This window comes from Pseudomonas ogarae, from assembly GCF_014268695.2.
GTDB lineage: Bacteria > Pseudomonadota > Gammaproteobacteria > Pseudomonadales > Pseudomonadaceae > Aquipseudomonas > Aquipseudomonas kilonensis.
Window position 1 is genome coordinate 4,634,882 of sequence record NZ_CP077086.1, and the last position, 22,677, is coordinate 4,657,558.

20 protein-coding genes and 5 tRNA genes are annotated in these 22,677 nt (G+C 61.4%); 6 read left to right on the forward strand and 19 right to left on the reverse strand.

Going from position 1 to position 22,677, the window contains the following annotated elements; translation table 11 throughout:
- Positions 1-21: 21 nt before the first annotated feature.
- From HU749_RS20275 to uvrB, 10 genes are all read right to left on the reverse strand, one after another.
- Positions 22-981, reverse strand: coding sequence for a tRNA dihydrouridine synthase (locus tag HU749_RS20275; protein ID WP_046063469.1), 960 nt, complete (start codon positions 979-981; stop codon positions 22-24).
- A 112-nt stretch (positions 982-1,093) separates the two neighbouring features.
- Positions 1,094-1,543 carry an acyl-CoA thioesterase gene (locus tag HU749_RS20280; RefSeq protein ID WP_079305073.1) on the reverse strand — a complete coding sequence of 150 codons (450 nt, stop codon included), beginning with the start codon at positions 1,541-1,543 and terminating at the stop codon, positions 1,094-1,096.
- An 85-nt stretch (positions 1,544-1,628) separates the two neighbouring features.
- Entirely contained in the window at positions 1,629-2,462 is an 834-nt protein-coding gene (locus HU749_RS20285) for an alpha/beta fold hydrolase (protein ID WP_095962022.1), read from the reverse strand.
- 28 nt (positions 2,463-2,490) lie between these two features.
- Entirely contained in the window at positions 2,491-3,030 is a 540-nt protein-coding gene (locus HU749_RS20290) for a TetR/AcrR family transcriptional regulator (protein WP_014337446.1), read from the reverse strand.
- Between the two features lie 180 nt (positions 3,031-3,210).
- Positions 3,211-3,286: transfer RNA gene (locus HU749_RS20295), tRNA-Glu, on the reverse strand.
- A gap of 75 nt (positions 3,287-3,361) precedes the next feature.
- A tRNA-Ala gene (locus HU749_RS20300) sits at positions 3,362-3,437 on the reverse strand.
- A gap of 53 nt (positions 3,438-3,490) precedes the next feature.
- Positions 3,491-3,566, reverse strand: a tRNA-Glu gene (locus tag HU749_RS20305).
- 79 nt (positions 3,567-3,645) lie between these two features.
- Positions 3,646-3,721 (reverse strand) — tRNA-Ala (locus HU749_RS20310).
- A 146-nt stretch (positions 3,722-3,867) separates the two neighbouring features.
- Positions 3,868-5,349 (reverse strand): glutamate--tRNA ligase, encoded by a 1,482-nt coding sequence (gltX, locus tag HU749_RS20315; RefSeq protein WP_014337445.1) that lies wholly within the window; start codon positions 5,347-5,349, stop codon positions 3,868-3,870.
- Positions 5,350-5,579: 230 nt separating this feature from the next.
- On the reverse strand, positions 5,580-7,595 hold the full coding sequence (gene uvrB / locus HU749_RS20320) for an excinuclease ABC subunit UvrB (RefSeq protein ID WP_003203884.1): 2,016 nt from the start codon (positions 7,593-7,595) through the stop codon (positions 5,580-5,582).
- Between the two features lie 331 nt (positions 7,596-7,926).
- On the opposite strand from uvrB, the gene HU749_RS20325 reads away from it, so the two are divergent.
- Positions 7,927-9,123 (forward strand): amino acid aminotransferase, encoded by a 1,197-nt coding sequence (locus HU749_RS20325; protein WP_014337444.1) that lies wholly within the window; start codon positions 7,927-7,929, stop codon positions 9,121-9,123.
- Positions 9,124-9,372: 249 nt separating this feature from the next.
- Here the strand turns inward: HU749_RS20325 and HU749_RS20330 are convergent, their stop codons facing one another.
- Positions 9,373-9,600 carry a hypothetical protein gene (locus HU749_RS20330; protein ID WP_014337443.1) on the reverse strand — a complete coding sequence of 76 codons (228 nt, stop codon included), beginning with the start codon at positions 9,598-9,600 and terminating at the stop codon, positions 9,373-9,375.
- 235 nt (positions 9,601-9,835) lie between these two features.
- Between HU749_RS20330 and HU749_RS20335 the strand changes: the two genes are divergently transcribed.
- A tRNA-Asn gene (locus HU749_RS20335) sits at positions 9,836-9,911 on the forward strand.
- Between the two features lie 74 nt (positions 9,912-9,985).
- On the opposite strand, the gene glyA is transcribed toward HU749_RS20335, so the two are convergent.
- Complete coding sequence (gene glyA, locus HU749_RS20340) at positions 9,986-11,257, reverse strand: serine hydroxymethyltransferase (RefSeq protein ID WP_186652024.1); 1,272 nt, start codon at positions 11,255-11,257, stop codon at positions 9,986-9,988.
- Between the two features lie 169 nt (positions 11,258-11,426).
- On the opposite strand from glyA, the gene pdxR reads away from it, so the two are divergent.
- From pdxR to HU749_RS20355, 3 genes are all read left to right on the forward strand, one after another.
- Positions 11,427-12,926: a MocR-like pyridoxine biosynthesis transcription factor PdxR gene (pdxR, locus tag HU749_RS20345; RefSeq protein WP_186652026.1), complete on the forward strand. Its 1,500-nt coding sequence runs from the start codon at positions 11,427-11,429 to the stop codon at positions 12,924-12,926.
- A gap of 242 nt (positions 12,927-13,168) precedes the next feature.
- Positions 13,169-13,363: a hypothetical protein gene (locus tag HU749_RS20350; protein WP_014337442.1), complete on the forward strand. Its 195-nt coding sequence runs from the start codon at positions 13,169-13,171 to the stop codon at positions 13,361-13,363.
- 89 nt (positions 13,364-13,452) lie between these two features.
- Positions 13,453-13,635, forward strand: a complete 183-nt coding sequence (locus HU749_RS20355; RefSeq protein ID WP_046063464.1) for a hypothetical protein — start codon at positions 13,453-13,455, stop codon at positions 13,633-13,635.
- Here HU749_RS20355 and HU749_RS20360 read toward each other — a convergent pair.
- On the reverse strand, positions 13,632-14,693 hold the full coding sequence (locus tag HU749_RS20360; protein WP_046063463.1) for an AI-2E family transporter: 1,062 nt from the start codon (positions 14,691-14,693) through the stop codon (positions 13,632-13,634). The genes HU749_RS20355 and HU749_RS20360 overlap by 4 nt on opposite strands.
- A gap of 147 nt (positions 14,694-14,840) precedes the next feature.
- Between HU749_RS20360 and trhP the strand changes: the two genes are divergently transcribed.
- Complete coding sequence (gene trhP / locus HU749_RS20365) at positions 14,841-16,166, forward strand: prephenate-dependent tRNA uridine(34) hydroxylase TrhP (protein ID WP_046063516.1); 1,326 nt, start codon at positions 14,841-14,843, stop codon at positions 16,164-16,166.
- Between the two features lie 273 nt (positions 16,167-16,439).
- Here the strand turns inward: trhP and ctpM are convergent, their stop codons facing one another.
- From ctpM to HU749_RS20395, 6 genes are all read right to left on the reverse strand, one after another.
- On the reverse strand, positions 16,440-18,119 hold the full coding sequence (gene ctpM / locus HU749_RS20370; RefSeq protein WP_046063462.1) for a methyl-accepting chemotaxis protein CtpM: 1,680 nt from the start codon (positions 18,117-18,119) through the stop codon (positions 16,440-16,442).
- A 228-nt stretch (positions 18,120-18,347) separates the two neighbouring features.
- Entirely contained in the window at positions 18,348-19,664 is a 1,317-nt protein-coding gene (locus HU749_RS20375) for a Na+/H+ antiporter family protein (protein WP_172898860.1), read from the reverse strand.
- A 297-nt stretch (positions 19,665-19,961) separates the two neighbouring features.
- Positions 19,962-21,275 carry a sensor histidine kinase gene (locus HU749_RS20380; protein WP_014337436.1) on the reverse strand — a complete coding sequence of 438 codons (1,314 nt, stop codon included), beginning with the start codon at positions 21,273-21,275 and terminating at the stop codon, positions 19,962-19,964.
- On the reverse strand, positions 21,272-21,940 hold the full coding sequence (locus HU749_RS20385; protein WP_014337435.1) for a response regulator transcription factor: 669 nt from the start codon (positions 21,938-21,940) through the stop codon (positions 21,272-21,274). Before HU749_RS20385 ends, HU749_RS20380 begins: the two co-directional genes overlap by 4 nt.
- A complete protein-coding gene (locus HU749_RS20390; RefSeq protein WP_079305059.1) occupies positions 21,940-22,251 on the reverse strand; it encodes a PepSY domain-containing protein in 312 nt (103 codons plus the stop codon). Before HU749_RS20390 ends, HU749_RS20385 begins: the two co-directional genes overlap by 1 nt.
- The gene (locus tag HU749_RS20395; RefSeq protein WP_024619823.1) at positions 22,251-22,559 is read right to left on the reverse strand and encodes a PepSY domain-containing protein; all 309 of its coding nucleotides are present in this window, start codon (positions 22,557-22,559) and stop codon (positions 22,251-22,253) included. Before HU749_RS20395 ends, HU749_RS20390 begins: the two co-directional genes overlap by 1 nt.
- Between the last annotated feature and the right edge of the window lie 118 nt (positions 22,560-22,677).

Genomic DNA, 22,677 nt, shown 5'->3' on the forward strand with positions numbered 1-22,677 from the left:
AGAGTTTTTTCTGAATTTTTTTCAGGCCGCTTCGCTGCGTTTCACACCCAGCAAATGCCCCACCGCGTCCAGCTCGGTTTCCCGGCGCAAAGCGGTAAACAGCGCCACCGCTTCGGGGTAATTGCGGGTCAGCATCGCCAGCCACTGCTTCAACCGGCCCGGGGCCTGGCGCGGTGTCAGTTGCTCGACCACCTGCACCCAGAAGTCGTGGAGCATCGGTTGCAGCTCGGCCCAGGACATCTCGACCACCTCCTCACCGGCCCGGGCGGCGGCGATCTGCCGGGCCAGGTCCGGGCGGGAAACGAGGCCGCGACCGAGCATGATGTCTTCGACACCGCTGATCTCGCGGCAACGACGCCAATCGTCCACGCTCCAGATATCGCCATTGGCGAACACCGGCACCTTGACCACTTCCTGTACCCGGGGGATCCACTCCCAGTGGGCCGGAGGCTTGTAGCCATCGACCTTGGTCCGCGCATGCACCACGATGTGCGCCGCGCCGCCTTCGGCCAGCGCCGTGGCACACACCAGCGCGCCATCCGGGCTATCGAAACCCAGACGCATCTTGGCCGTGACGGGGATGTGTTTCGGCACTGCGCGGCGCACGTGCTCGACGATTTCGTTGAGCAGTTCCGGCTCCTTGAGCAACACCGCCCCACCCCGGGATTTGTTCACGGTCTTGGCCGGGCAACCGAAGTTCAAGTCGATAACCTGCGAGCCCAACTCGCACGCCAACGCCGCGTTTTCCGCCAGGCACACAGGATCGGAACCGAGCAACTGCACCCGCAACGGCACACCGGCAGCCGTCTGGGCACCGGTCAGCAGCTCAGGGGCGAGCTTATGGAAATAGGCCGGCGTGAGCAGACGGTCGTTGACACGGATGAACTCGGTGACACACCAGTCGATCCCGCCAACACGGGTCAGGACATCCCGCAGGATGTTGTCGACCAACCCCTCCATGGGCGCCAGGGCAATTTGCATGAAAACACACACTCAAACGAAAAAACGTGCGGCAGTTTACCGGATTTTGCCCACGACATCGGAATTCACCACCAACCCCTGTGGGAGCGAGCTTGCTCGCGATGACGGTGGGTCAGTCGATGAGGATGCCGGATGGCTTCAGCGCGGGACCATAACCTTCGATGAATTCCGGCGGCATGCGCTTGGGCCTGCCGGTGGACAATTCGATGCAGACGAAGGTGGTCTGGGCCCGCAGCAGCGTGGTGTTGTCGCTGGGACGAATCAGCTGGAAATGCCGAGTCATCTTCAGGCGCTGGTCCCAGTCGACGATCCAGGTCGCCAATTGCAGCTCATCGCCTTCATAGGCGGCCGCCAGGTAATCGATTTCATGCCGTACCACTGCCATGGCCCGGTCGAGGCGCCGGTATTCCACCAGATCCAGGCCCAGGCGCTGGGAATGGCGCCAGGCGCAGCGCTCGAGCCAGGTAACGTACACCGCGTTGTTGGCGTGGCCCAGCCCGTCGATGTCTTCGGCATTGACCTGAAGATCAATAATGAACGGTGTTGCGCGATCCCAGCCCATGCCCCTCTCCTGGTCGAATTTGGATCGGGGCAGTGTAACGGATCCTAACTCGACCGCCATCGCGGGCAAGCCTTGCTCCCACAGATCAAGCCGATTGCCGCGCCTGCAGGCTGCGACCGGCCAGCAGTGATAACACCCCATCAATGACACGAGGATCGGCCAGCACCCGCTGGTGCCCGCCCTGTGGCAGTCGCAGCAAGCGACTGTCGAACCAGGCTTCATGGATCAACTGCGACTCCTTGACTGAAACCGACGTGTCGTCCTCGGCATGGACGATCAACCCCGGCACGTCCAGCTGGTAATGCGCTACATCCATCTTCGACGCGGGCATGCCCACATCGCTTTCCACCTGGCGAATGAACGCCGAACGCGCCTTGGGCGGCAGGCCCATCATCCGGGAGAAACCGCGCAGTACCCCCAGAATGCGAGCGGGTGCGGCGATGCTGACCAGCGTCTCGGTGCGCAAGCCCAACTGAACGGCCAACAGGGCGCTGGCACCGCCCATGGAATGCCCGATCACAGCCTGCAACGGCGGCAGTTCAGCAGCGGCTTCGAGCATGGCCCTGGCAAACAACAGGACATTCGCCTCGCGACCCGGTGAGCGACCATGGGCCGGACCGTCCAGCGCCACGACCGTGTAACCGGCGTCCACCAGGGCCATGATCAGCGCCGCAAACTGAGTCGGCCGCCCTTCCCAGCCATGCATCAGCAAGACTGCCGGGCCTTTACCCCAGCGCAAGGCCGAGAGACCGAAGCGCAAGGTGATGCGCTCGGACGAGGCCAGCAACGGCAGCTCCCAATCCCGCGGCGGCAAGCTTCGAGGGCGCATGAACAACGAACGCATCTGTTTGGCCACCAGGCGCGGAGCCACCCAACCCAACGTGCCATTGACGCTACGAATCCAGCTCAACCTGTTCATCGCTCATCTCCTGGGCTTGCGCCTCAGCTCATCGCACCGCCGACTTGGCGGCGCGCAGCAAACGATCCGATAACTCTCCAGGGCCCAGCGCCCGGGCCAGGGCCAGGCCGCCCACCATCAAGGCGATGTCGCCCAGAGCTTTGTCGGCGTCCTCCGGGCTGGCCGCCAATTGCGCGACCATCAACTCGATATGCTCATTGAGCACTTCACGAAACGCATCCGGCAGCCGGCCGAGCTCGCCGACCGACGCGGGGATCGGGCAGGCGTGTTCGGTGGAGTCACGGTGCTTGCGGGACAGATAGAACGCCGCCACCAGAGCGCGCCGCTCTTCGCCTGTCAGCTCGCCGTCCATATCGGCGATCAGGCCGCGGCGCCGATTGAGCAATTGCTTGAATGCCTCCAGCATCAAGGCATCCTTGCTTTCGAAATGGGCATAAAAACCGCCCACCGTCAGCCCGGCCGCGCCCATCACCTCGCCCACGCTCGGCTCTGCCGGCCCACGCTGGATCAGCGCATCGCTGGCGGCCTTGAGAATGCGTTCACGGGTTTGTGCCTTTTTATCGCTCATCGTCGCCTCCGAATATTACGATTGAAATATTATTCTCATAATAATTTTCTGCAAGCGGAAATTTTGACCGCTGGTCAGAAGTCTTTTTCAAGGATAAGGGAATTGGCCAAACGCCAGACAAACAAAAGGGCCATTCAAGAATTGAATGACCCTTATAAAATCCCGCAGAGCGGGTAATCGTGGCGTCCCCTAGGGGACTCGAACCCCTGTTACCGCCGTGAAAGGGCGGTGTCCTAGGCCACTAGACGAAGGGGACACAAACCTTCTAACTTGATCAGCGCTGAGAACTGATCGATTCAAAGCCGGTGTGGCCAGACCTTGAACCTGTAATTGGTGGAGCTAGACGGGATCGAACCGTCGACCTCTTGCATGCCATGCAAGCGCTCTCCCAGCTGAGCTATAGCCCCAGATTTTTCGCCTCGCGGCGGAGCGACATCTTGCAACATCGCTTCTGTAAAACTGGCGTCCCCTAGGGGACTCGAACCCCTGTTACCGCCGTGAAAGGGCGGTGTCCTAGGCCACTAGACGAAGGGGACGCAAACCCTTCTATACAACTGATCAACGCTGAGTGTTGATCGCTTCAAGGCCGGTGTGGCCAAGCCTTGAAGTGTAAATTGGTGGAGCTAGACGGGATCGAACCGTCGACCTCTTGCATGCCATGCAAGCGCTCTCCCAGCTGAGCTATAGCCCCTCATCGCTGAGGACGGGGCGAATCTTAAGGGCGTATCGGAGGGCTGTCAAATTTATTTTCAACAAATTTGAAAGTTTTTTGCCGGGATAACAATCACTTACCGACAAACCCCGGAAAACCGGGGTATGTCCTGCCTCATTGAACGCTTACGCGATCGCGCCCAGCAGTTTTTCCCACTCCTTGTTTTCCTTCTTCGACACACCACCGAGCAGATCGATGGCCTGGCGCAGGCGGAAACGGGTCAGGTCCGGCCCGAGGATTTCCATCGCATCGAGCACCGACACCGAGCTGGCCTGGCCGGTAATGGCAGCGAACATCAGCGGCATGGCATCGCGCAGTTTCAACTCCAGCGACTCGACCACGGCCTGGATGGTCGCGGTGATGCTGTCCTTCTCCCACTGACGCAGGCTTTCGAGCTTCCACAGGATCAGTTGCATCAACTGGCGCACCTGGTCGCCCGAAAGCTTCTTGGATTCGAACAACTTCGCATCCGGCGTCACGCCACCGGCGAAGAAGAAGCCGGCCAGCGGGGCGATCTGGCTGAAGGTCTCTACCCTACCCTGCACATGGGGAGCGATCTTCATCATGTACTCAGGGTTCAATGCCCACTTCTGCACACGTGCGGCGAACTCTTCCACCGGCAGGTCGCGCAGCCACTGGCCGTTGAGCCACGACAGCTTCTCGACGTCGAAGATCGGCCCACCCAGGGACACCCGCGACAGGTCGAAATGCTCGACCATTTCCTGCAGCGAGAACTTCTCGCGCTCGTCCGGCATGGACCAACCCATACGCCCCAGGTAGTTGAGCATTGCCTCTGGCATGAAGCCCATGCGCTCGTAGAAAGTCACCGAGGTCGGGTTCTTGCGCTTGGACAGCTTGCTCTTGTCCGGGTTACGCAGCAGCGGCATGTAGCACAACTGTGGTTGTTCCCAGCCGAAGTATTCGTAGAGCAGGATCAGTTTCGGCGCCGATGGCAGCCATTCTTCACCGCGCAGCACGTGAGTGATGCCCATCAGGTGATCGTCGACCACGTTCGCCAGGAAGTAGGTCGGCAGGCCGTCGGTCTTCATCAGCACTTGCATGTCCATGCGATCCCATGGGATCTCGACATCGCCACGCAGCATGTCCGGCACCACGCAGACGCCTTCGGTCGGCACCTTCATGCGGATCACATGGGGCTCGCCGGCCGCCAGGCGACGGGCGACTTCTTCCTTGGACAGCAGCAGCGCCCGGCCGTCGTAGCGCGGGGTTTCGCCGCGGGCCATTTGCTCGGCGCGCATCTGATCCAGCTCTTCGGCGGTGCAGAAACACGGGAACGCATGGCCCATGTCCACCAGTTGCTGGCAATACTGCTGGTAGATGTCACCACGCTCGCTCTGGCGGTACGGACCGTGCGGGCCGCCGACGTCCGGGCCTTCGCTCCAGTCGATCCCCAACCAGCGCAGGGCGTCGAAGATCTGCTGTTCGGACTCGCGGGTCGAACGCAACTGGTCGGTGTCCTCGATCCGCAGGATGAACTCGCCGCCATGCTGCTTGGCAAAGCAATAGTTGAACAAAGCGATGTAGGCGGTGCCGACATGGGGATCGCCAGTGGGCGAAGGCGCGATGCGGGTGCGGACGGTGGTCATGGCATGTCTCGGAAAGAATATAAAAGCGAAGATCGAACAGGGGGCGAATGGTAACAGGCGATGGCGGGCGGGCTCCAGTGAGAGGCTGATTTGAGTAGAGCCTGCCAGACCGAGTCGCGCCCATCGCGAGCAGGCTCGCTCCCACATTGGACCGCATCCAGTCCAGACGACTCGGTTTCCTGTGGGAGCGAGCTTGCTCGCGATGAGGCCCTCTACATCACCACAAAACCTCAGACAGTCAGCAACCGCTCACGCAACTTGCCAATCTCATCACGCAACTGCGCCGCTGCCTCGAATTCCAGGTCCCGGGCCAGTTGGTACATTTTCTCTTCCAACTGCCGGATGCGCTTGGTGATTTCGCTCGGCGAGCGCAGTTCGGCCTCGTAACGGGCGCTCTCTTCGGCCGCCTTGGCCATGCCCTTGCGCTTCTTGCTGCGCGAGCCGGGCACGGTGGCGCCTTCCATGATGTCGGCGACGTCCTTGAACACGCCCTTGGGGGTAATGCCGTTGGCCAGGTTGAAGGCAATCTGCTTGTCGCGACGGCGTTCGGTCTCGCCGATGGCCCGCTCCATGGAGCCGGTGATGCGGTCGGCATACAGAATCGCCCGGCCATTGAGGTTACGTGCCGCGCGGCCGATGGTCTGGATCAACGAACGCTCGGAACGCAGGAAACCTTCCTTGTCGGCGTCGAGAATCGCCACCAGCGACACTTCCGGCATGTCCAGGCCTTCGCGCAGCAGGTTGATGCCCACCAGCACGTCGAAGGTACCCAAGCGCAAGTCGCGGATGATCTCGACCCGCTCCACCGTGTCGATGTCCGAGTGCAGGTAACGCACCCGCACGCCATGGTCGGCCAGGTAGTCGGTGAGGTCTTCGGCCATGCGCTTGGTCAGCGTGGTGACCAGCACCCGCTCTTCCACCGCCACGCGCTTGGAGATTTCCGAGAGCAGGTCATCGACCTGGGTCAGCGCCGGGCGCACCTCGACTTGGGGGTCCACCAGCCCGGTGGGCCGCACCACTTGCTCGACCACCCGGCCGGCATGTTCGGCCTCGTAGTTGCCAGGCGTGGCCGAGACAAAAATCGTCTGTGGGCTCACGCTTTCCCATTCGTCGAAGCGCATCGGTCGGTTGTCCAGCGCCGAGGGCAGGCGGAAGCCGTACTCCACCAGGGTTTCCTTGCGCGAACGGTCGCCTTTGTACATGGCGCCGACCTGGGGCACGCTGACGTGGGATTCGTCGATGACCAGCAAGGCATCGGCCGGCAGGTAGTCATATAGCGTGGGCGGTGGCGCACCCGCCGGACGGCCCGACAGGTAGCGCGAGTAGTTTTCGATGCCGTTGCAGTAGCCCAGCTCCAGGATCATCTCCAGGTCGAACCGGGTCCGTTGCTCCAGACGCTGGGCTTCCACCAGTTTGTTGTTCGAACGCAGGTATTCCAGACGCTCCTGCAACTCGACCTTGATCCCTTCGATGGCGTCCAGCAGGGTTTCCCGGGGCGTCACGTAGTGGCTCTTGGGGTAGAAGGTGAAGCGTGGCAACTTGCGGATCACTTCACCGGTCAGCGGGTCGAACGCCGAGAGGCTCTCCACTTCATCGTCGAACAGCTCGATGCGGATCGCTTCCAGGTCCGATTCCGCCGGGTAGATGTCGATCACATCGCCACGCACCCGGAACGTCGCCCGGGCGAAATCCATGTCGTTGCGGGTGTACTGCAAGTCCGCCAGGCGCCGCAGCAAGGCGCGCTGGTCGAGTTTGTCGCCACGGTCCACGTGCAGCACCATCTTCAGGTAGGTTTCCGGACTGCCCAGACCGTAGATGCACGACACCGTGGTGACGATGATCGCGTCCTTGCGCTCGAGCAAGGCCTTGGTCGCCGACAGTCGCATCTGTTCGATGTGGTCGTTGATCGAGGCATCCTTCTCGATGAAGGTGTCCGACGATGGCACGTAGGCCTCGGGCTGGTAGTAGTCGTAGTAGGAAACGAAGTACTCCACGGCATTATTCGGGAAAAACGCCTTGAACTCACCGTACAGCTGCGCCGCCAGGGTCTTGTTCGGCGCCAGTACCAGGGTCGGGCGCTGAATCTGGGCAATCACGTTGGCAATGCTGAAGGTTTTGCCCGAGCCCGTCACACCGAGCAGCGTCTGGTGCGCCAGCCCGGCCTCGATGCCCTCGACCATCAGGCGGATGGCTTCCGGCTGATCGCCGGCGGGCTGGAAGCGGGTGACTAGCTGGAATTCAGACATGACATAACCTCTGGATTCACCCCTGTCGGCCAGCCGACAGGAACGAGAAAGACCGAAACGACTGATGTCGCCCGAGGAAAAAACTGGAATGCACACAATGTGGAGGTGAATGCCTTCGCTTTCAAGACGAACGTCCTACACCCCTTGAAGACTTTGACGCGGCGAGAGGACTAACGGTCGAAAAAAATCGTAAAAACTTAGCGTAAAAACCGAATCGCCTGTCGCCGTGCCCGGTGATGGCCTCTATACTAGCTCCCCGTTTGTGCACCGCTCTAGTGCATTCGGCTGGAGCGCCACACCTCCCCTCACTCTCCATTAGAGCCGCGCAATAATGAGCCTGTTTTCCGCTGTCGAATTGGCACCCCGCGACCCCATCCTGGGCCTCAACGAAGCTTTCAACGCCGACACCCGTACCAATAAGGTCAACCTGGGTGTAGGTGTTTATTGCAATGAAGAGGGGCGTATTCCACTCCTGCGCGCCGTTGTCGAGGCCGAGACGGCTCGCGTGGCTCAGCACGTTTCCCGTGGTTACCTGCCGATCGACGGCATTGCCGCCTACGACCAGGCCGTGCAGACCTTGCTGTTCGGCAAGGATTCGCCGCTGATCGCTTCCGGTCGCGTCATCACCACCCAGGCCGTGGGCGGCACCGGTGCACTGAAGATCGGTGCCGACTTCCTCAAGCAACTGCTGCCTGACGCCGTCGTCGCCATCAGCGACCCAAGCTGGGAAAACCACCGCGCCCTGTTCGAAACCGCCGGTTTCCCGGTGCAGAACTACCGCTACTACGACGCCGCCACCCACGACGTGAACCGCAGCGGCCTGCTGGAAGACCTCAACGCCCTGCCCGACCGCTCGATCGTTGTGCTGCACGCCTGCTGCCACAACCCGACCGGCGTGGACCTGAGCCCGGAAGACTGGAAAAACGTGCTGGCCGTGGTCAAGGCCAAGAACCACGTACCGTTCCTGGACATGGCCTACCAGGGCTTTGGCGCCGGTATCGACGAAGACGCGGCAGCCGTGCGCCTGTTCGCCGAGTCGGGCTTGACTTTCTTTGCCTCCAGCTCGTTCTCCAAGTCGTTCTCGCTGTACGGCGAGCGCGTCGGTGCCCTGTCGATCGTCAGCGAATCGAAAGAAGAAAGTGCCCGCGTGCTGTCCCAGGTCAAGCGCGTGATCCGCACCAACTACTCCAACCCGCCGACCCACGGCGCCAGCATCGTCGCCGCCGTACTCAACAGCCCGGAGCTGCGGGCCCAGTGGGAAGCCGAACTGGCCGAAATGCGCCTGCGCATTCGCGGCATGCGTATCCAGATGGTGGACATGCTGGCCAAGGCCGCACCGCACCACGACTTCAGCTTCGTCGCACGCCAGAGCGGGATGTTCTCCTACTCCGGCCTGACCGTTGAACAAGTGACGCGCCTGCGCAACGAGTTCGGCATCTATGCCCTGGACACCGGTCGCATCTGCGTGGCCGCGCTGAACCAGAACAATATCGATGCGGTGACCAAGGCCATCGTCCAGGTGATCTGACGCCCTCGGTGCTGGATGAAAAACGGGAAGCCATTGGGCTTCCCGTTTTTTTTGAGTATGCCTATCAGGATGGGTGAACCCACAACCTGTGGCGAGGGAGCTTGCTCCCGCTGGGGCGCGAAGCGGCCCTGAATCAGGCAACTCGGTGTGTCAGTCCGAATGGGTTGACTGTTTTGGGGCTGCTGCGCAGCCCAGCGGGAGCAAGCTCCCTCGCCACAGAAGCAGACCACAAAGACATTCTCGCTGAGGCTACAACTCCGTCGCCCGCTGGCTCGCCGCATCGTCATAAATGACATACAACGACTCGGCCACCTGGCTCTTGATCGCCTTGGTGCTTTCCAATCCCAGGACAAAACCCTCGGCCTTGCCGCCGGCACGGTTCAACGCTTCGGCGGTGCTGGCCTGGGTGATGGCGTCGTACAATTTCTCGGCATGAGGCCCCACGCCCTTGGGCAAGCTGATCTGGGCGGTGCTCACAGGGACACCTCGGCGCAACTGGCTGTGTGAAGGGGTAACAGGTGATTCATGGCGCGTACCTTAATGTCGGCGAATGGCCGGCAGCGCGTCCTGCCACTTCCGGGCGACCATGGTAGTCCTCTCCTGCCCTGGCGGTAACTGCCAATCGTTGATTGACTGTCAAAGGGCCCCAGGAATGCGCCGTCCGGCGATGGACGCTTGACTTCTCTTTTCCAATCAGTAACATACGCGCCATTCCGCGATAGCTCAGTTGGTAGAGCAAGTGACTGTTAATCACTGGGTCCCTGGTTCGAGTCCAGGTCGTGGAGCCAGACAAGGTTCCAGAGAAGGCTTTCAAAATCTCTGAAACCCCCGAAAAACCCGCCTTCTGGCGGGTTTTTTCGTTTTAGCGTTGCCGATATACAGGATGACGACGACACAGCGCCACTACCTGCTCGCGCACATGATGCGCAACCTGCTCGCTGCCGCCGGATTCCAACGCGTCCAGCACATCACACAGCCAACCTGCCAGTTGCTCGCACTCTGGCACTCCAAACCCGCGAGTGGTCACCGCCGGGGTGCCGATACGCAGCCCTGAGGTTACGAACGGCGAACGGGGATCGTTGGGCACCGAGTTTTTGTTGGCCGTGATGTAGGCATTACTCAGGGCGGCATCGGCGTCCTTGCCGGTGTAAGGCTTGTCGGACAGGTCGATCAACATCATGTGGTTATCGGTCCCCCCGGAGACAATCCTGTAACCACGCTGCTGCAGCACGGCAGCCATGGCCCGGGCATTGATGACGATCTGCTTCTGATAGGCCTTGAACCCGGGCGCCAGTGCTTCCTTGAAGGCAACGGCCTTGGCCGCGATCTGGTGCATCAAGGGACCGCCCTGGACACCAGGAAATACCGCCGAGTCGAGCTTCTTGTAAAACGTATCGTCCTGCCCCTTGGACAGAATCACCCCACCCCGTGGGCCACGCAGGGTCTTGTGGGTCGTACTGGTGACCACATGGGCGTGGGGCAACGGGTTCGGATACTCACCCGCTGCCACCAGACCGGCAACGTGGGCCATGTCGACCCAGAAAATCGCCCCGACCTTGTCGGCAATGGCCCGCATCCGTGCCCAGTCCTTGTAACGGGAGTAAGCGGAAAAACCACCGATCAGCATCTTCGGTCGGGTTTGAAGGGCGATACGCTCCATCTCGTCATAGTTGATCAATCCCGTCTGCGGGTCGAGGCCGTAGGGAACGATCTTGTAATGGCGGCCGGAGAAATTGGAGGGGTTGCCGTGGGTCAGGTGACCACCCTGGGCCAGGTTCATGCCCATCACGGTGTCGCCAGGATTGAGCAGTGCCAGGAACACGGCGGCGTTGGCCTGGGCCCCGGCATGAGGCTGGACGTTGGCGTAATCGCAATCGAACAGCGCCTTGACCCGCTCGATGGCCAGGCGCTCAGCCACGTCGACATACTCGCAACCACTGTAGTAGCGCTTGCCCGGGTAACCTTCGGCGTACTTGTTGGTGAATACCGAGTCCTGAATCGCCATCACTAATGGGCTGGCGTAGTTCTCGGAGGCGATCAGCTCGACGTGATCTTCCTGGCGGCATTCTTCGTTGTGAATCGCCTCACATAGCTCGGCGTCGAACGCTTCAAGGGTCAGGGATGAGTCGTACATGATGATAGGGTCCTGTGGATTGGGAAAATGAGACGGCCGCACTGCCTGACAATCAGCGACGGCAGCAGTCGGCCCCGAGCGGCTCCTTCGCGGGCAATAGCGACGGACAGAGTCTACGAATAAACTGGCCTGCCAAAGCAGGCCAATTTATTCATACAGAGCAGACCGCATGGCAAAAACCTTCGAGCTCGAAACGCTGAAGATGCGACTCAACGATGCCGAATTTCAGATGCTGGATCTGCATCAGCGGATTCAGCGCGCCCTGCGCGCACTGATCCTCGATGGCGCCCTTGACGCTGGCCTGAAGCTGCCGGCAACCAGGGTCCTGGCCAAGACGCTGGGCGTTGCCCGTGACACAGTGGAGAACGCCTATGTGCAATTGCACCGGGATGGCTACATCGTGCGGCGCGAGGGCTCGGGCAGCTACGTATCCGAGACGGTTGGCACCCAATTGCGCGGGGCTGCGCGCCGGCGCATGAAATCGCAAGACACCCAGCGCAGCGAGGCAACGCCAGGATCGGGCTTGAGCCAGCGCGGCCGGATGATTTTCGACAGTGGTGGCGTGACCGATCAACAGGTCATCAAGGCCTTCGCCACAGGGCTGCCGGAAACCCGTACCTTCCCCACCGATCTGTGGGAACGCCTGCAGCGCCAGGTCATGAAGGACTACCGGGGCAATATCCTGCTGCATGGCGACCCGCAAGGCGCCGAGCCTCTGCGCAAGGCGATCGCCACCTACTTGAACCTCGAACGCGGGGCCAAATGCTCCCCCGAGCAGATCCTGGTGTTGAGCAGCACTCGCCAATCCCTGTTTCTGTGTGCGCAGTTGCTCGTCGACGCCGGCAAACCGATCCTGCTGGAAAACCCGGGCTACTACGGTGCCAGGAAGGCCTTTGAAACAGCAGAGACCAAGGTCGTGCCCATTGACGTCGATGCACTGGGCATACGCACGGACCTGCTGTGGGCAGACCGCAGCGGCGCCCCTTGCGTCTATGTGACGCCTTCACATCAATACCCCACCGGGGCAACCTTACCGTTGGAACGCCGACTCGAACTGATCAACTGGGCGACCGAGCATGGCAAGTGGATCATCGAGGACGATTACGACAGCGAGTTCCACTACGACGGGCTGCCGACCGCATGCGTGCAGGGCCTGGACAAATACCAGCGCACGATTTATCTCGGCACCTTCAGCAAAACCCTCTATCCGGGGTTGCGGATGGGTTACATGGTGCTGCCTTTCGAACTGGTCAAAGCCTTCACCTACGCGCGCAGCATCATGGACGGCCACACACCACAGATCCTTCAGTTGACCCTGGCACGCTTCATGGAAGACGGTCACTACAACGCCCATGTCCGGGCCATGCGCAAACTCTACGCCGGACGCCGTACCACCCTGCTCGATGCCATTGGCAAGCACCTGGACGGAATCGTTACCGCCTTGCGTCCCCAAGGTGGGCTGCAGATTCCCTGCCTGTTGGCCGATGGTTGGTCGGAGGAAAAGACCCTCCGCCAAGCGGCCAGTGCGGGGGTGCAGCTGCCCGGCCTCAGCCGGCTGTACGCTGGCGAAGAAAAGAAACAAGGCTGGCTATTGGGGTACTCGTCCTTGACCGCTCATGAAATCGAAGCGGCCATGCGGCGGCTGACCAATGTGCTGAGCAAAAAATAGGGCAGCACCTGAAGCTCGACGCTCAAACGCATGCCTTTTTTTGTGGGCAACTAAACCGCTGGATGGCCGTATAAGCCTGCCCGAGGTCGCTGCCGGAACAATTTCCCGGCACAAAAAAGGCATTATGGTCCGGATCCTGCTTTCTTTTTTCCAACAACTCAAGCTGTCACGTGAGCGTCATGACAGGGCCGCAAACTGGCTCTGTCCGCCAACAACAGCTTCATAAAAACAAGGACGAAGGTATGCCCACGCAAAATCCCCATCGCATCGTCGGCCTGTGCACCTCCAGCAAGGTGTACAACGTGCTGACCGAACTCAAGCAACTGGAAGGCCACCGCAACGCCAAGTTCCTTTCCCTGCTGGCGGAAAACCTGGTGCGCAAGGGCCTGCTCAGTGAACAGGAAGTGGTGCACATGCTCGATCTGGTCGTCGATTGAGCGACATCGATTCCTACTATTGAGCCGGTTGATTTTTCGTTACCCCCACTGAGTCGTAAGGTAACCCCATCGATTGATGGAGGTTTCCCATGCCCAAGGTTCAAATCATGTCTGTCATTGGCAGCGCCGTCCCCGCCCCACTACGGGAGCTCGGGTTGCTGGCCTGCTGGTATCTGGTGCAAGACGGCGTGACCATCAGCGGCCCGCTGACTTCATTGCCCGCCGCCCAGGCTCTCTCGCAACGTATCGGGCCCTACCTGCTGAGAGCCTAAGGCAGTTGTACCCGCGGTGTGCTTTCGACAAACAAGGCCCAACATGACATGAACAGCGCGGCAATCAGCGGCCCGATCACGAAACCGTTCAGCCCGAACACCGCCAGCCCGCCCAGTGTCGAGACCAGCACCATGTAGTCGGGCATCTTGGTGTCCTTGCCCACCAGGATCGGCCGCAGGAAATTATCCACCAGGCCGATCACGAACACCCCGAACAGCGTCAGCACCACGCCTTGCCAGATCGCCCCCGAGAGCAGGAAATACACCGCCACCGGTGCCCAGACGAGGCCCGCCCCCACCGCCGGCAGCAACGACAGGAACGCCATCAGCACCGCCCAGGGCAACACCGTCGGAATCCCCAGGATCCAGAAGATCAGCCCACCCAGCGCCCCCTGGCTGATGGCGACCAGCAGGTTGCCTTTCACCGTGGCGCGCACCACCCGATTGAATTTCAACTGCAGGCGGCGTTTTTGATGTTCCGCCAAGGGAATGGCCGTGCGCACTTTGCGCACCAGTTCCGCACCGTCGCGCAGAAAGAAGAACAGCAGATAGATCATCACGAAGAAGCTGACCAGGAACTGGAAGGTGCCCTGGCCGAAACTGAAGGCCTGGGTGGCGAAAAACTCACTACCCTGCATCGCGCTCTTGACGATCGTGTCCCGCAATCCATTCAGGTTGCCCAGGCCAAAGCGGTCCAGCAGATTCTGGAAGTACAGTGGCAAGGCATCCTTGAAGCGGGCCAGGTAATCGGCAATGTCCAGTTCGCCGCTTTCCAGGCTCTTGTACAGCGCAGCACCTTCCTGGACCAGCAAGGTGCTGATGATGATCACCGGTAAAATCGCACTGACCACGCAGATGCTCAACGTGACCAGCGAGGTGACGTTGCGGTGCCAGCCAAACTTCAACTGCAGGCGGCGCTGCATCGGCGCAAAGACGATGCCCAGAATCACCGCCCAGAACACCGCGCCGTAGAACGGCAGCAGAATCCAGATGAAGGCGATGGTGACCAGGACCAGCAGCAACATCTGGGCTTTGTTTTGCAGCATCTTTCGATTCATCAGCTTTCCATGTCCAAAGGCGGGATAAACATTAGTCAGCCAGGACTCGCCGGAGTGCCTTCGCTTTTGCGCCGTGCATTGATTCAGATCAATGAGGCCTGTCCGACCATGGGCTACCCTCGCCGCCTTTTGCGATCCGACGCCATCATGACCCTCGCCGCCCCCGAACTGCTGGCGCCCGCCGGCACCCTGAAAAACATGCGTTATGCCTTCGCCTACGGTGCCGATGCGGTGTATGCCGGCCAGCCTCGCTACAGCCTGCGGGTGCGCAACAACGAATTCGACCACGCGAACCTGGCCTTGGGCATTGCCGAGGCCCAGGCCATGGGCAAGCGCTTCTACGTGGTGGTCAACATTGCCCCGCACAACGCCAAGCTGCGCACCTTCCTCAAAGACCTTGAACCGGTGATCGCCATGGCGCCGGACGCGCTGATCATGTCCGACCCGGGGCTGATCATGCTGGTGCGCCGGCATTTCCCCCAGATGCCGATTCACCTGTCGGTGCAGGCCAACACGGTGAACTGGGCGAGCGTCGAGTTCTGGCAGCAGCAGGGCTTGAGCCGGATCATCCTGTCCCGGGAACTGTCCCTGGAAGAAATCGCCGAAATCCGCGAGCAGGTGCCGGCCATGGAGCTGGAGGTGTTCGTCCACGGTGCGCTGTGCATGGCCTATTCCGGGCGCTGCCTGCTGTCCGGTTATTTGAACAAGCGCGACGCCAACCAGGGCAGTTGCACCAACGCCTGCCGCTGGAAATATTCGGCACAGCCAGCGGTGGAAAATGCCGTGGGCGACATTGTGCAGACCTATCAGCCCGAACCGACCCTGGGCCTCGGCGCGCCCACCGACCAGGTGTTTTTGCTCCAGGAAGCCAACCGCCCGGAAGAATCCATGCCGGCCTTCGAGGACGAGCACGGCACCTACATCATGAATGCCAAGGACCTGCGCGCCGTGCAGCACGTCGAGCGCCTGGCGCGCATGGGCGTGCACTCCTTGAAAATCGAAGGCCGGACCAAGTCGCACTTCTATTGCGCACGCACCACCCAGGTGTATCGCCAGGCCATCGATGACGCGGTGGCCGGCCGGGAATTTGATCGCAACCTCATGACCGACCTGGAATCCCTGGCCCAACGCGGCTACACCGAAGGTTTTCTAAGGCGCCACGTGCACGATGAGTATCAGAACTACCAGAACGGCAGCTCGGTATCGGAGCGCCAGCAGTTCGTCGGCGAACTGACCGGCGAACGGCGCGAACGCCTGGCCGAAGTGCGGGTGAAGAACCGCTTTGGCCTGGGGGACCATATGGAACTGATGACCCCAAAGGGCAACTTCCACTTCGACCTGCATCAGTTGCAGAACGTCAAAGGCCAGGGCATCGAGGTGGCACCGGGGGATGGACATGTGGTGTACGTGCCGATCCCGGATGCGGTGGATCTGCGGTTTGGGTTGTTGATGCGCGATGTGCGCGAGCCATAGTCGCCACCGAACAAATGTGGGAGCGGGCTTGCTCGCGAAGGCGGTGTGTCAGAAGTGAATATATTGGCTGACACGCTGCATTCGCGAGCAAGCCCGCTCCCACAGGGGACGTGTGGTGGACACAAGATACAGCATGCCAAAAATCTTTAGCTCCCGGCAGAAACTGCCGAAGGCTGCGATCCTTCTTTCTCGATAAGACCCGGTTGCCCAGGTGAAAACATCTGGATCGAGAGCGAAAGATCGCAGCCTTCGGCAGCTCCTGCCGCGACGGGATCAGATCCGGAACTGCCCCACCAGCTTGCCCAGGCGCTGGCCCAGGTCGGCCAGGCTGCGGGAGGTCTGGGCGCCGAGTTGGGTTTCGTCGGCGACGCTGTCCACGGCCACGGCGATCTGATGCACGCTGCGGTTGATTTCCTCGGCCACCGCGGTCTGTTCTTCGGCAGCGCTGGCGATCTGGGCGTTCATCGAGTTGATGGTGCCGATCAGTTGCGCCATGGTGTCCAGCGAGGCGCCCGCCTCGTTGGCCCGTTCCGAAGTACCTTCGCCGGCCTCACTGGAACGGCGCATCGCTTCCACTGCCGCGTGGGTGCCTGATTGCAGGCGGTCGATCATGCCCTGGATTTCCTGGGTGCTCTGCTGGGTCCGGCTGGCCAGGGCCCGCACTTCATCGGCCACCACCGCAAACCCACGCCCTGCCTCGCCAGCACGCGCAGCCTCGATGGCGGCGTTGAGGGCCAGCAGGTTGGTCTGCTCGGCAATCGAACGAATCACCCCGAGCACACTGACAATCGAAGCCACGTCCTGCTGCAGGCTGTCCAGGGACACGCCACTGCTGCGAATATCGTTCACCAACGCATGAATCTGCTGGATGCTGCCGGCCACCACGCGCTTGGCCGATTGGCCTTCCTCGTCGGTCTGCTGGGCTGCGACGGCGGCGCCCTGGGCGCTGCGGGCGACTTCCTGGGCCGCCGAGGACATCTCGTTGATCGCCGTGGCGACCTGATCGGTTTCGTGGCGCTGGCGTTCCATGGCCTGCTCGGAGCGCTGGGCCTGCTCGGAAACTTGCGTCACCAGGCCGGTCAGTTGCGAGGTCATGTCGGTGATCTGCCGCACCAGGCCGTGGATCTTGTCGACGAAGCGGTTGAACGAGCCGGCCAACTGGCCAAGCTCGTCCTGGCTGGTGATGGCCAGGCGACGGGTCAGGTCGCCCTCACCCGCAGCGATGTCATCCAGGTTGTCCTTCATCAGGTGCAGGGGACGCAGGATCGTGTTGGCGAGCACCAGGCCCACCACCGCAATCACCAGCAACACCACCGCGGCGATCCCGACGATGCTCAAGATCACACCTTGCAGACGTTCATGAACCTTGGCTTCCACCAGCGCCACCTGGGCTTCGATGCCGTCCAGGTTGACCGAGCTACCGACTGCCAGGTCCCACTTGGACAGGTATTCGGTGTAGCCCAGTTTGGGCACCAGGTCTTTGCTGCCGGGCAGCGGCGAGCTGTATTCGAGGTAGTGCGTCCCGTCCTTGGCGACTTTCACCAGGTCACGGTTGACATAGACCCCGTTGGGGTCGCGGTTGTCCTTGAAACTCTTGCCCACGCCATCAGGGCTGTTGGCCTTGAACAGACGAATGGTCTCGGAGTCGTAGCCGAAGAAATAGCCGTCCTTGCCGTAGCTGATATTCGACAACAGCTTGATCGCCTGGGCGCGCGCTTCGTTATCGCCAGGCGCGGCGGCATCGTAGAGCGGCTTGATGGCGGTCAGGCCCACCGCCACATAGTTCTGCAGCGTGGCCTTGGCCTCGCTGAGCAGGCGTTCGCGGGTCTGCTGGACCTCTTTACTCGCTTGCTCCTTCAAGATGAAAGCCGTGGTCAGGCTGATGATCACGGCGGACAGCAATACCGGCAGTATCGCAAGGGACAGGACTTTAGCCTTCAGGCTCAGGCGCATGCTGTTCACTCTTGTAGGTTTTATGGCGTGGTTAGCTGTATTAACGGCACCGCGCGGCAAAACTGTAGGACAAGGTGAACAGTCCGTCGGCAGGGTCGCTGGATTCAAGGGCCTCATCGCGAGCAAGCTCGCTCCCACAGGGGTTCGGTGGTGTCCACAACACTTGTGTCCACCCCAATCCACTGTGGGAGCGAGCCTGCTCGCGATTGAGGCAACTCGGTCTTGAGGCTACAACACCATCGCCGCCACCCAACCAAACGCCAGCAGCGGCAGGTTGTAGTGGATGAAGGTCGGGACCACGGTGTCCCAGATATGATGGTGCTGGCCGTCGATGTTCAGGCCGGAGGTCGGGCCCAGGGTCGAGTCCGAGGCAGGTGAACCGGCATCGCCCAAGGCGCCGGCGGTGCCGACAATGCAGACGATCGCCAGCGGGCTGAAGCCCAGTTGCAGGCACAGCGGCACGAAAATCGTCGCCAGGATCGGCACCGTGGAAAACGACGAGCCGATGCCCATGGTCACCAGCAGCCCCACCAGCAACATCATCAGCGCGCCAATGCCCTTGTTGTGGCCAATCCAGGCCGCCGAAGACTCCACCAGGCTCTGGACTTCACCGGTGGCCTTCATCACTTCGGCGAACCCTGAGGCAGCGATCATGATGAAGCCGATCATCGCCATCATCTTCATGCCTTCAGTGAACAGGTCGTCAGTCTCGCGCCAGCGCACCACCCCCGACAGCGAGAAAATCAGGAACCCGACCAGGGCGCCGATGATCATCGAGTCCACCAGCAGTTGCACCGCGAACGCCGCCGCCACCGCCAGCCCGGCCACCATCAGGCTCAGCGGGTTGTAGCGCACAGCCACTTGCTCGGCCTTGGCGATCTTCTTCAGGTCATAGACGCGCTTCTTGCGATACGTGAAAAACGACAACACCAGGCCAAACACCATGCCCAGCGCCGGGATGCCCATGGCGTGGGTGATGTTGATGCCGCTGACGTCCACACCGCTGCGAGCGACGTTGGCCAGGAGGATTTCGTTGAGGAAGATATTGCCGAAGCCCACCGGCAGGAACATATAGGGCGTGATTAGGCCGAAGGTCATGACGCAGGCGATCAACCGGCGATCCAACTGCAACTTGGTCAGCACATACAGAAGCGGTGGCACCAGCAACGGAATGAAGGCGATGTGGATCGGCAGAATGTTCTGGGAAGCGACCGCGACCGTCCCCAGCAAACCGATCAGCACCCATTTGACGCCCGAACCACCCGCGGCATCCTGGCGATCCACCAGGGCCAGGGCTTTATCCGCCAGCGCGTGGGCCATGCCAGACTTGGCAATCGCCACGGCAAAGGCACCGAGCAAGGCATAGGACAATGCCACCGTCGCACCGCCACCCAGGCCGGCATTGAACGCCTTGAGCGTCGCTTCGATCCCCAGGCCGCCCGTGAGGCCACCCACCAACGCACCGATAATCAGCGCGATCACCACATGCACGCGGGCCAGGCTGAGCACCAGCATGACGCCAACCGCGGCAACTACTGCATTTATCATCATTACCTCAAAGCACAGCGATGGAAAGCCACCGGACAAAAAGGTCGCGACTTTGCAGCAAGCGGCGGCAAGCTGCAAGGGCCGTGGGGCGGGTTTTCAAGTCTCGTAATATTTGCAGCCACCACTGCCCCCTGAGGGAGCGAGCCTGTGGGAGCAAAGCTTGCTCGCGATGACATCGTCACCTACAACATCTGTGCCGGGTTTAAAAATGCTATCGCGAGCAAGCTTTGCTCCCACAGGCCCGCCCCACCCACAGCGGCTCGCCCTACAGAGAGGGGTGCCATGAAACAGCTGTCAGCGCTTGGGCAACTCGATCACCACCTTCAACCCGCCCCACTCGCTGTCATCCAACGCCAGCAGGCCACCCCAGGTGTCGACGATGTCCCGCACGATGCCCAGGCCCAGGCCGTGTCCATCGGTCTGTTCATCCAATCGCGTGCCGCGGCTGAACACCTGGTCGCGGCGATCCTTCGGGATGCCCGGGCCGTCGTCCTCCACGGCCAGGCTGAACCCTTCGGCCGTCTCGGTCATGGTCAGGCGTACCTCGGCGTCGGCCCATTTGCAGGCGTTGTCCAGCAGGTTGCCCAACAGTTCCAGCAGGTCCTCACGGTCCCAGGGCAGGTGCAGGCCTGGCGGGGCGACGTAGCTCAGGTGCAGGTGTTCGCCATGGATCATGTTCAGCGTGGCCAGCAACCCCGGCAGCTCGGCGTCGCAGTCCAGGTGCGCGCCGGGCAAGGCATCGCCGGACAAGCGGGCGCGGTTGAGCTCGCGGTTCAGGCGCTGGCGGACCTGCTCCAGTTGATCGAGCAACAGTTTGCGCAGCTCGGGATACGGGTCGAGCTTCTCGTTCGACGCCAGGCTTTGCAGCACCGCCAGTGGGGTTTTCAAGGCATGGCCAAGGTTGCCCAGGGCGTTGCGTGAACGCTTGAGGCTGTCTTCGGTGTGGGCCAGCAGATGGTTGATTTGCGTCACCAGCGGTTCCAGCTCCCGTGGCACCTGTTCGTCGAGTTGCGAACGTTGCCCGCGCTGCAGTTGGGCAATCTGCTCCCGCGCCCGGTCCAGCGGACGCAAGGCACGGCGCACGGTGATGCGTTGCAGCAACAGAATCAGCAGCAGTCCCGCCAACCCCAGCCCGAGGCCGATCTGCTGCATCCGGCGAAAGCTGTCGCGCACCGGCGTGTAGTCCTGGGCCACGCTGATGGAAATCGCCTGGCCCAACCGCCGATAGTCGGTACGCAGCACCAGCAGCTTCTGGCCTTCCGGCCCCAGTTGCAGGTTGCTGTGCAGGCCCGGGTGGTCGAGCCGGGGCAACTCCTGGTCCCACAGGGAACGGGAGCGCCAGTGCACGTCGGCAAAATCGATGCGGAAATAATGCCCGGAAAACGGTCGCTGATAGGCCGGCGACAGGCGTCGTTCATCCAGTTGCAAGCCCTGTGGACCGCGCACCAGAGCCACCAGCAGGTTCTCGCTGTCGTTACGCAGCCCGGCTTCCAGGTAACGCTGCAAGCCCAGCTCGAACAGCCACAGACTGGTTTGCGCCAGGACCAGGCCGACCACCACCATCACACCGATCAGGCCCAGGCTCAGGCGCCGCTGGATGGATCTCACTGCGCCTGCCCGCCGAACAGGTAACCCTGGCCGCGACGGGTTTCGATCACGCTGCGTCCCAGTTTGCGCCGCAGGTGATTGACGTGGACTTCCAGCACGTTGGAATCGCGCTCGGTTTCACCGTCGTACAGGTGTTCGGCGAGATGACTTTTGGAGAGGATCTGCTCGGGATGCAGCATGAAATAGCGCAACAGGCGAAATTCAGCCGCCGTGAGCTGGATGTCAGTGCCGTCGCGAACCACGCATTGCCGCCCTTCATCCAGGTGCAACCCGGCCGATTTCAGCGTCGGCTGGTTGACCTGGCCGTGGGAGCGGCGCAGCAACGCCTGGATCCGCAACTGCAGCTCTTCAGGATGAAAAGGCTTGGTCAGGTAATCGTCGGCGCCGGCCTTGAGGCCTTCGATGCGCTCGGCCCAAGACCCGCGGGCGGTGAGGATCAGCACCGGCGTGCTCAGACCACCGGCACGCCATTGGGCCAGCACCTCGAGCCCCGGCACACCCGGCAGGCCGAGATCGAGGATGATCAGGTCGTAGGGCTCGCTGCTGCCCTGGTACACCGCATCGCGGCCATCGGCGAGCCAATCGACAGCGTAGCCCTGGCGTGCAAGCCCGGCCATCAGTTCGTCGGCCAGGGGCACGTGATCTTCCACCAGAAGCAGGCGCATCAGTCTTCCTCATCTTTGAGCAGGCGGCCGGTCGCGGCCTCCAGGTCCAATTCGCGCACGACGCCGTCGGTGTCCAGCAGCTCGACCTCATAAATATAGACGCCGTGTTTCTCCTCCAGCTCGGCCTCCAGCAGCTTGGCGCCGGGGTGCCGGTCCAGCGCCTGTTGCAGCAGTTGTTCCAGCGGCAGGATCACACCCTGCTGGCGCAGTTGCAGGGCCTCGTCCTGATCCAGGTCCCGGGCCACGGCCAGCGAACAAAACGCCAGCAGCGCCAGCGTCCATCGACTATGGGCGCGTAGATTAAGCTTCATTACGTATCCTGATGATTCTTGAGCACCTTGCCGTTGGTGGCGTCCAATTCCAGATCCCACTCAATGCCCTTCGTATCGCGCAGATCCACCTGGTAAATGTACTTGCCGTACTCTTCGTCCAGCTCGGTATCGGTCAAGGTGGCACCAGGGTGCTCGGCCAGGGCGGCGGCGTTGAGTTTTTCGAAGGACAGGATGGTACCAGCGTCTTGCAGTTTGCGGGCTTCGTCCGCGTTCAGGTCTCGTGCATGAGCCAGGCTCGTACCGAGTGCCATGAGGGTCGCGATGATAAAGGCAGTCAGGCGGTTCATGGGTTATCTCCTTTTTATAATCTTCATCGGGGGGACTGTATCGGGATGAACTTAACTGAAACTGAATGGCCATCATGGAACCCACATCAATGTGGGAGCGAGCTTGCTCGCTCCCACA

Excerpts from the sequence above, each read along its gene's own strand:
- HU749_RS20395 (WP_024619823.1), bottom strand. The coding sequence starts at position 22,559 with ATGAACCGCCTGACTGCCTTTATCATCGCGACCCTCATGGCACTCGGT.
- HU749_RS20290 (WP_014337446.1), bottom strand. The coding sequence starts at position 3,030 with ATGAGCGATAAAAAGGCACAAACCCGTGAACGCATTCTCAAGGCCGCC.
- HU749_RS20285 (WP_095962022.1), bottom strand. The coding sequence starts at position 2,462 with ATGAACAGGTTGAGCTGGATTCGTAGCGTCAATGGCACGTTGGGTTGG.
- HU749_RS20325 (WP_014337444.1), top strand. The coding sequence starts at position 7,927 with ATGAGCCTGTTTTCCGCTGTCGAATTGGCACCCCGCGACCCCATCCTG.
- trhP (WP_046063516.1), top strand. The coding sequence starts at position 14,841 with ATGACCCTCGCCGCCCCCGAACTGCTGGCGCCCGCCGGCACCCTGAAA.
- HU749_RS20350 (WP_014337442.1), top strand. The coding sequence starts at position 13,169 with ATGCCCACGCAAAATCCCCATCGCATCGTCGGCCTGTGCACCTCCAGC.
- HU749_RS20275 (WP_046063469.1), bottom strand. The coding sequence starts at position 981 with ATGCAAATTGCCCTGGCGCCCATGGAGGGGTTGGTCGACAACATCCTG.
- uvrB (WP_003203884.1), bottom strand. The coding sequence starts at position 7,595 with ATGTCTGAATTCCAGCTAGTCACCCGCTTCCAGCCCGCCGGCGATCAG.
- HU749_RS20280 (WP_079305073.1), bottom strand. The coding sequence starts at position 1,543 with ATGGGCTGGGATCGCGCAACACCGTTCATTATTGATCTTCAGGTCAAT.
- pdxR (WP_186652026.1), top strand. The coding sequence starts at position 11,427 with ATGGCAAAAACCTTCGAGCTCGAAACGCTGAAGATGCGACTCAACGAT.
- ctpM (WP_046063462.1), bottom strand. The coding sequence starts at position 18,119 with ATGCGCCTGAGCCTGAAGGCTAAAGTCCTGTCCCTTGCGATACTGCCG.
- HU749_RS20385 (WP_014337435.1), bottom strand. The coding sequence starts at position 21,940 with ATGCGCCTGCTTCTGGTGGAAGATCACGTGCCCCTGGCCGACGAACTG.
- glyA (WP_186652024.1), bottom strand. The coding sequence starts at position 11,257 with ATGTACGACTCATCCCTGACCCTTGAAGCGTTCGACGCCGAGCTATGT.
- gltX (WP_014337445.1), bottom strand. The coding sequence starts at position 5,349 with ATGACCACCGTCCGCACCCGCATCGCGCCTTCGCCCACTGGCGATCCC.
- HU749_RS20390 (WP_079305059.1), bottom strand. The coding sequence starts at position 22,251 with ATGAAGCTTAATCTACGCGCCCATAGTCGATGGACGCTGGCGCTGCTG.
- HU749_RS20355 (WP_046063464.1), top strand. The coding sequence starts at position 13,453 with ATGCCCAAGGTTCAAATCATGTCTGTCATTGGCAGCGCCGTCCCCGCC.
- HU749_RS20360 (WP_046063463.1), bottom strand. The coding sequence starts at position 14,693 with ATGAATCGAAAGATGCTGCAAAACAAAGCCCAGATGTTGCTGCTGGTC.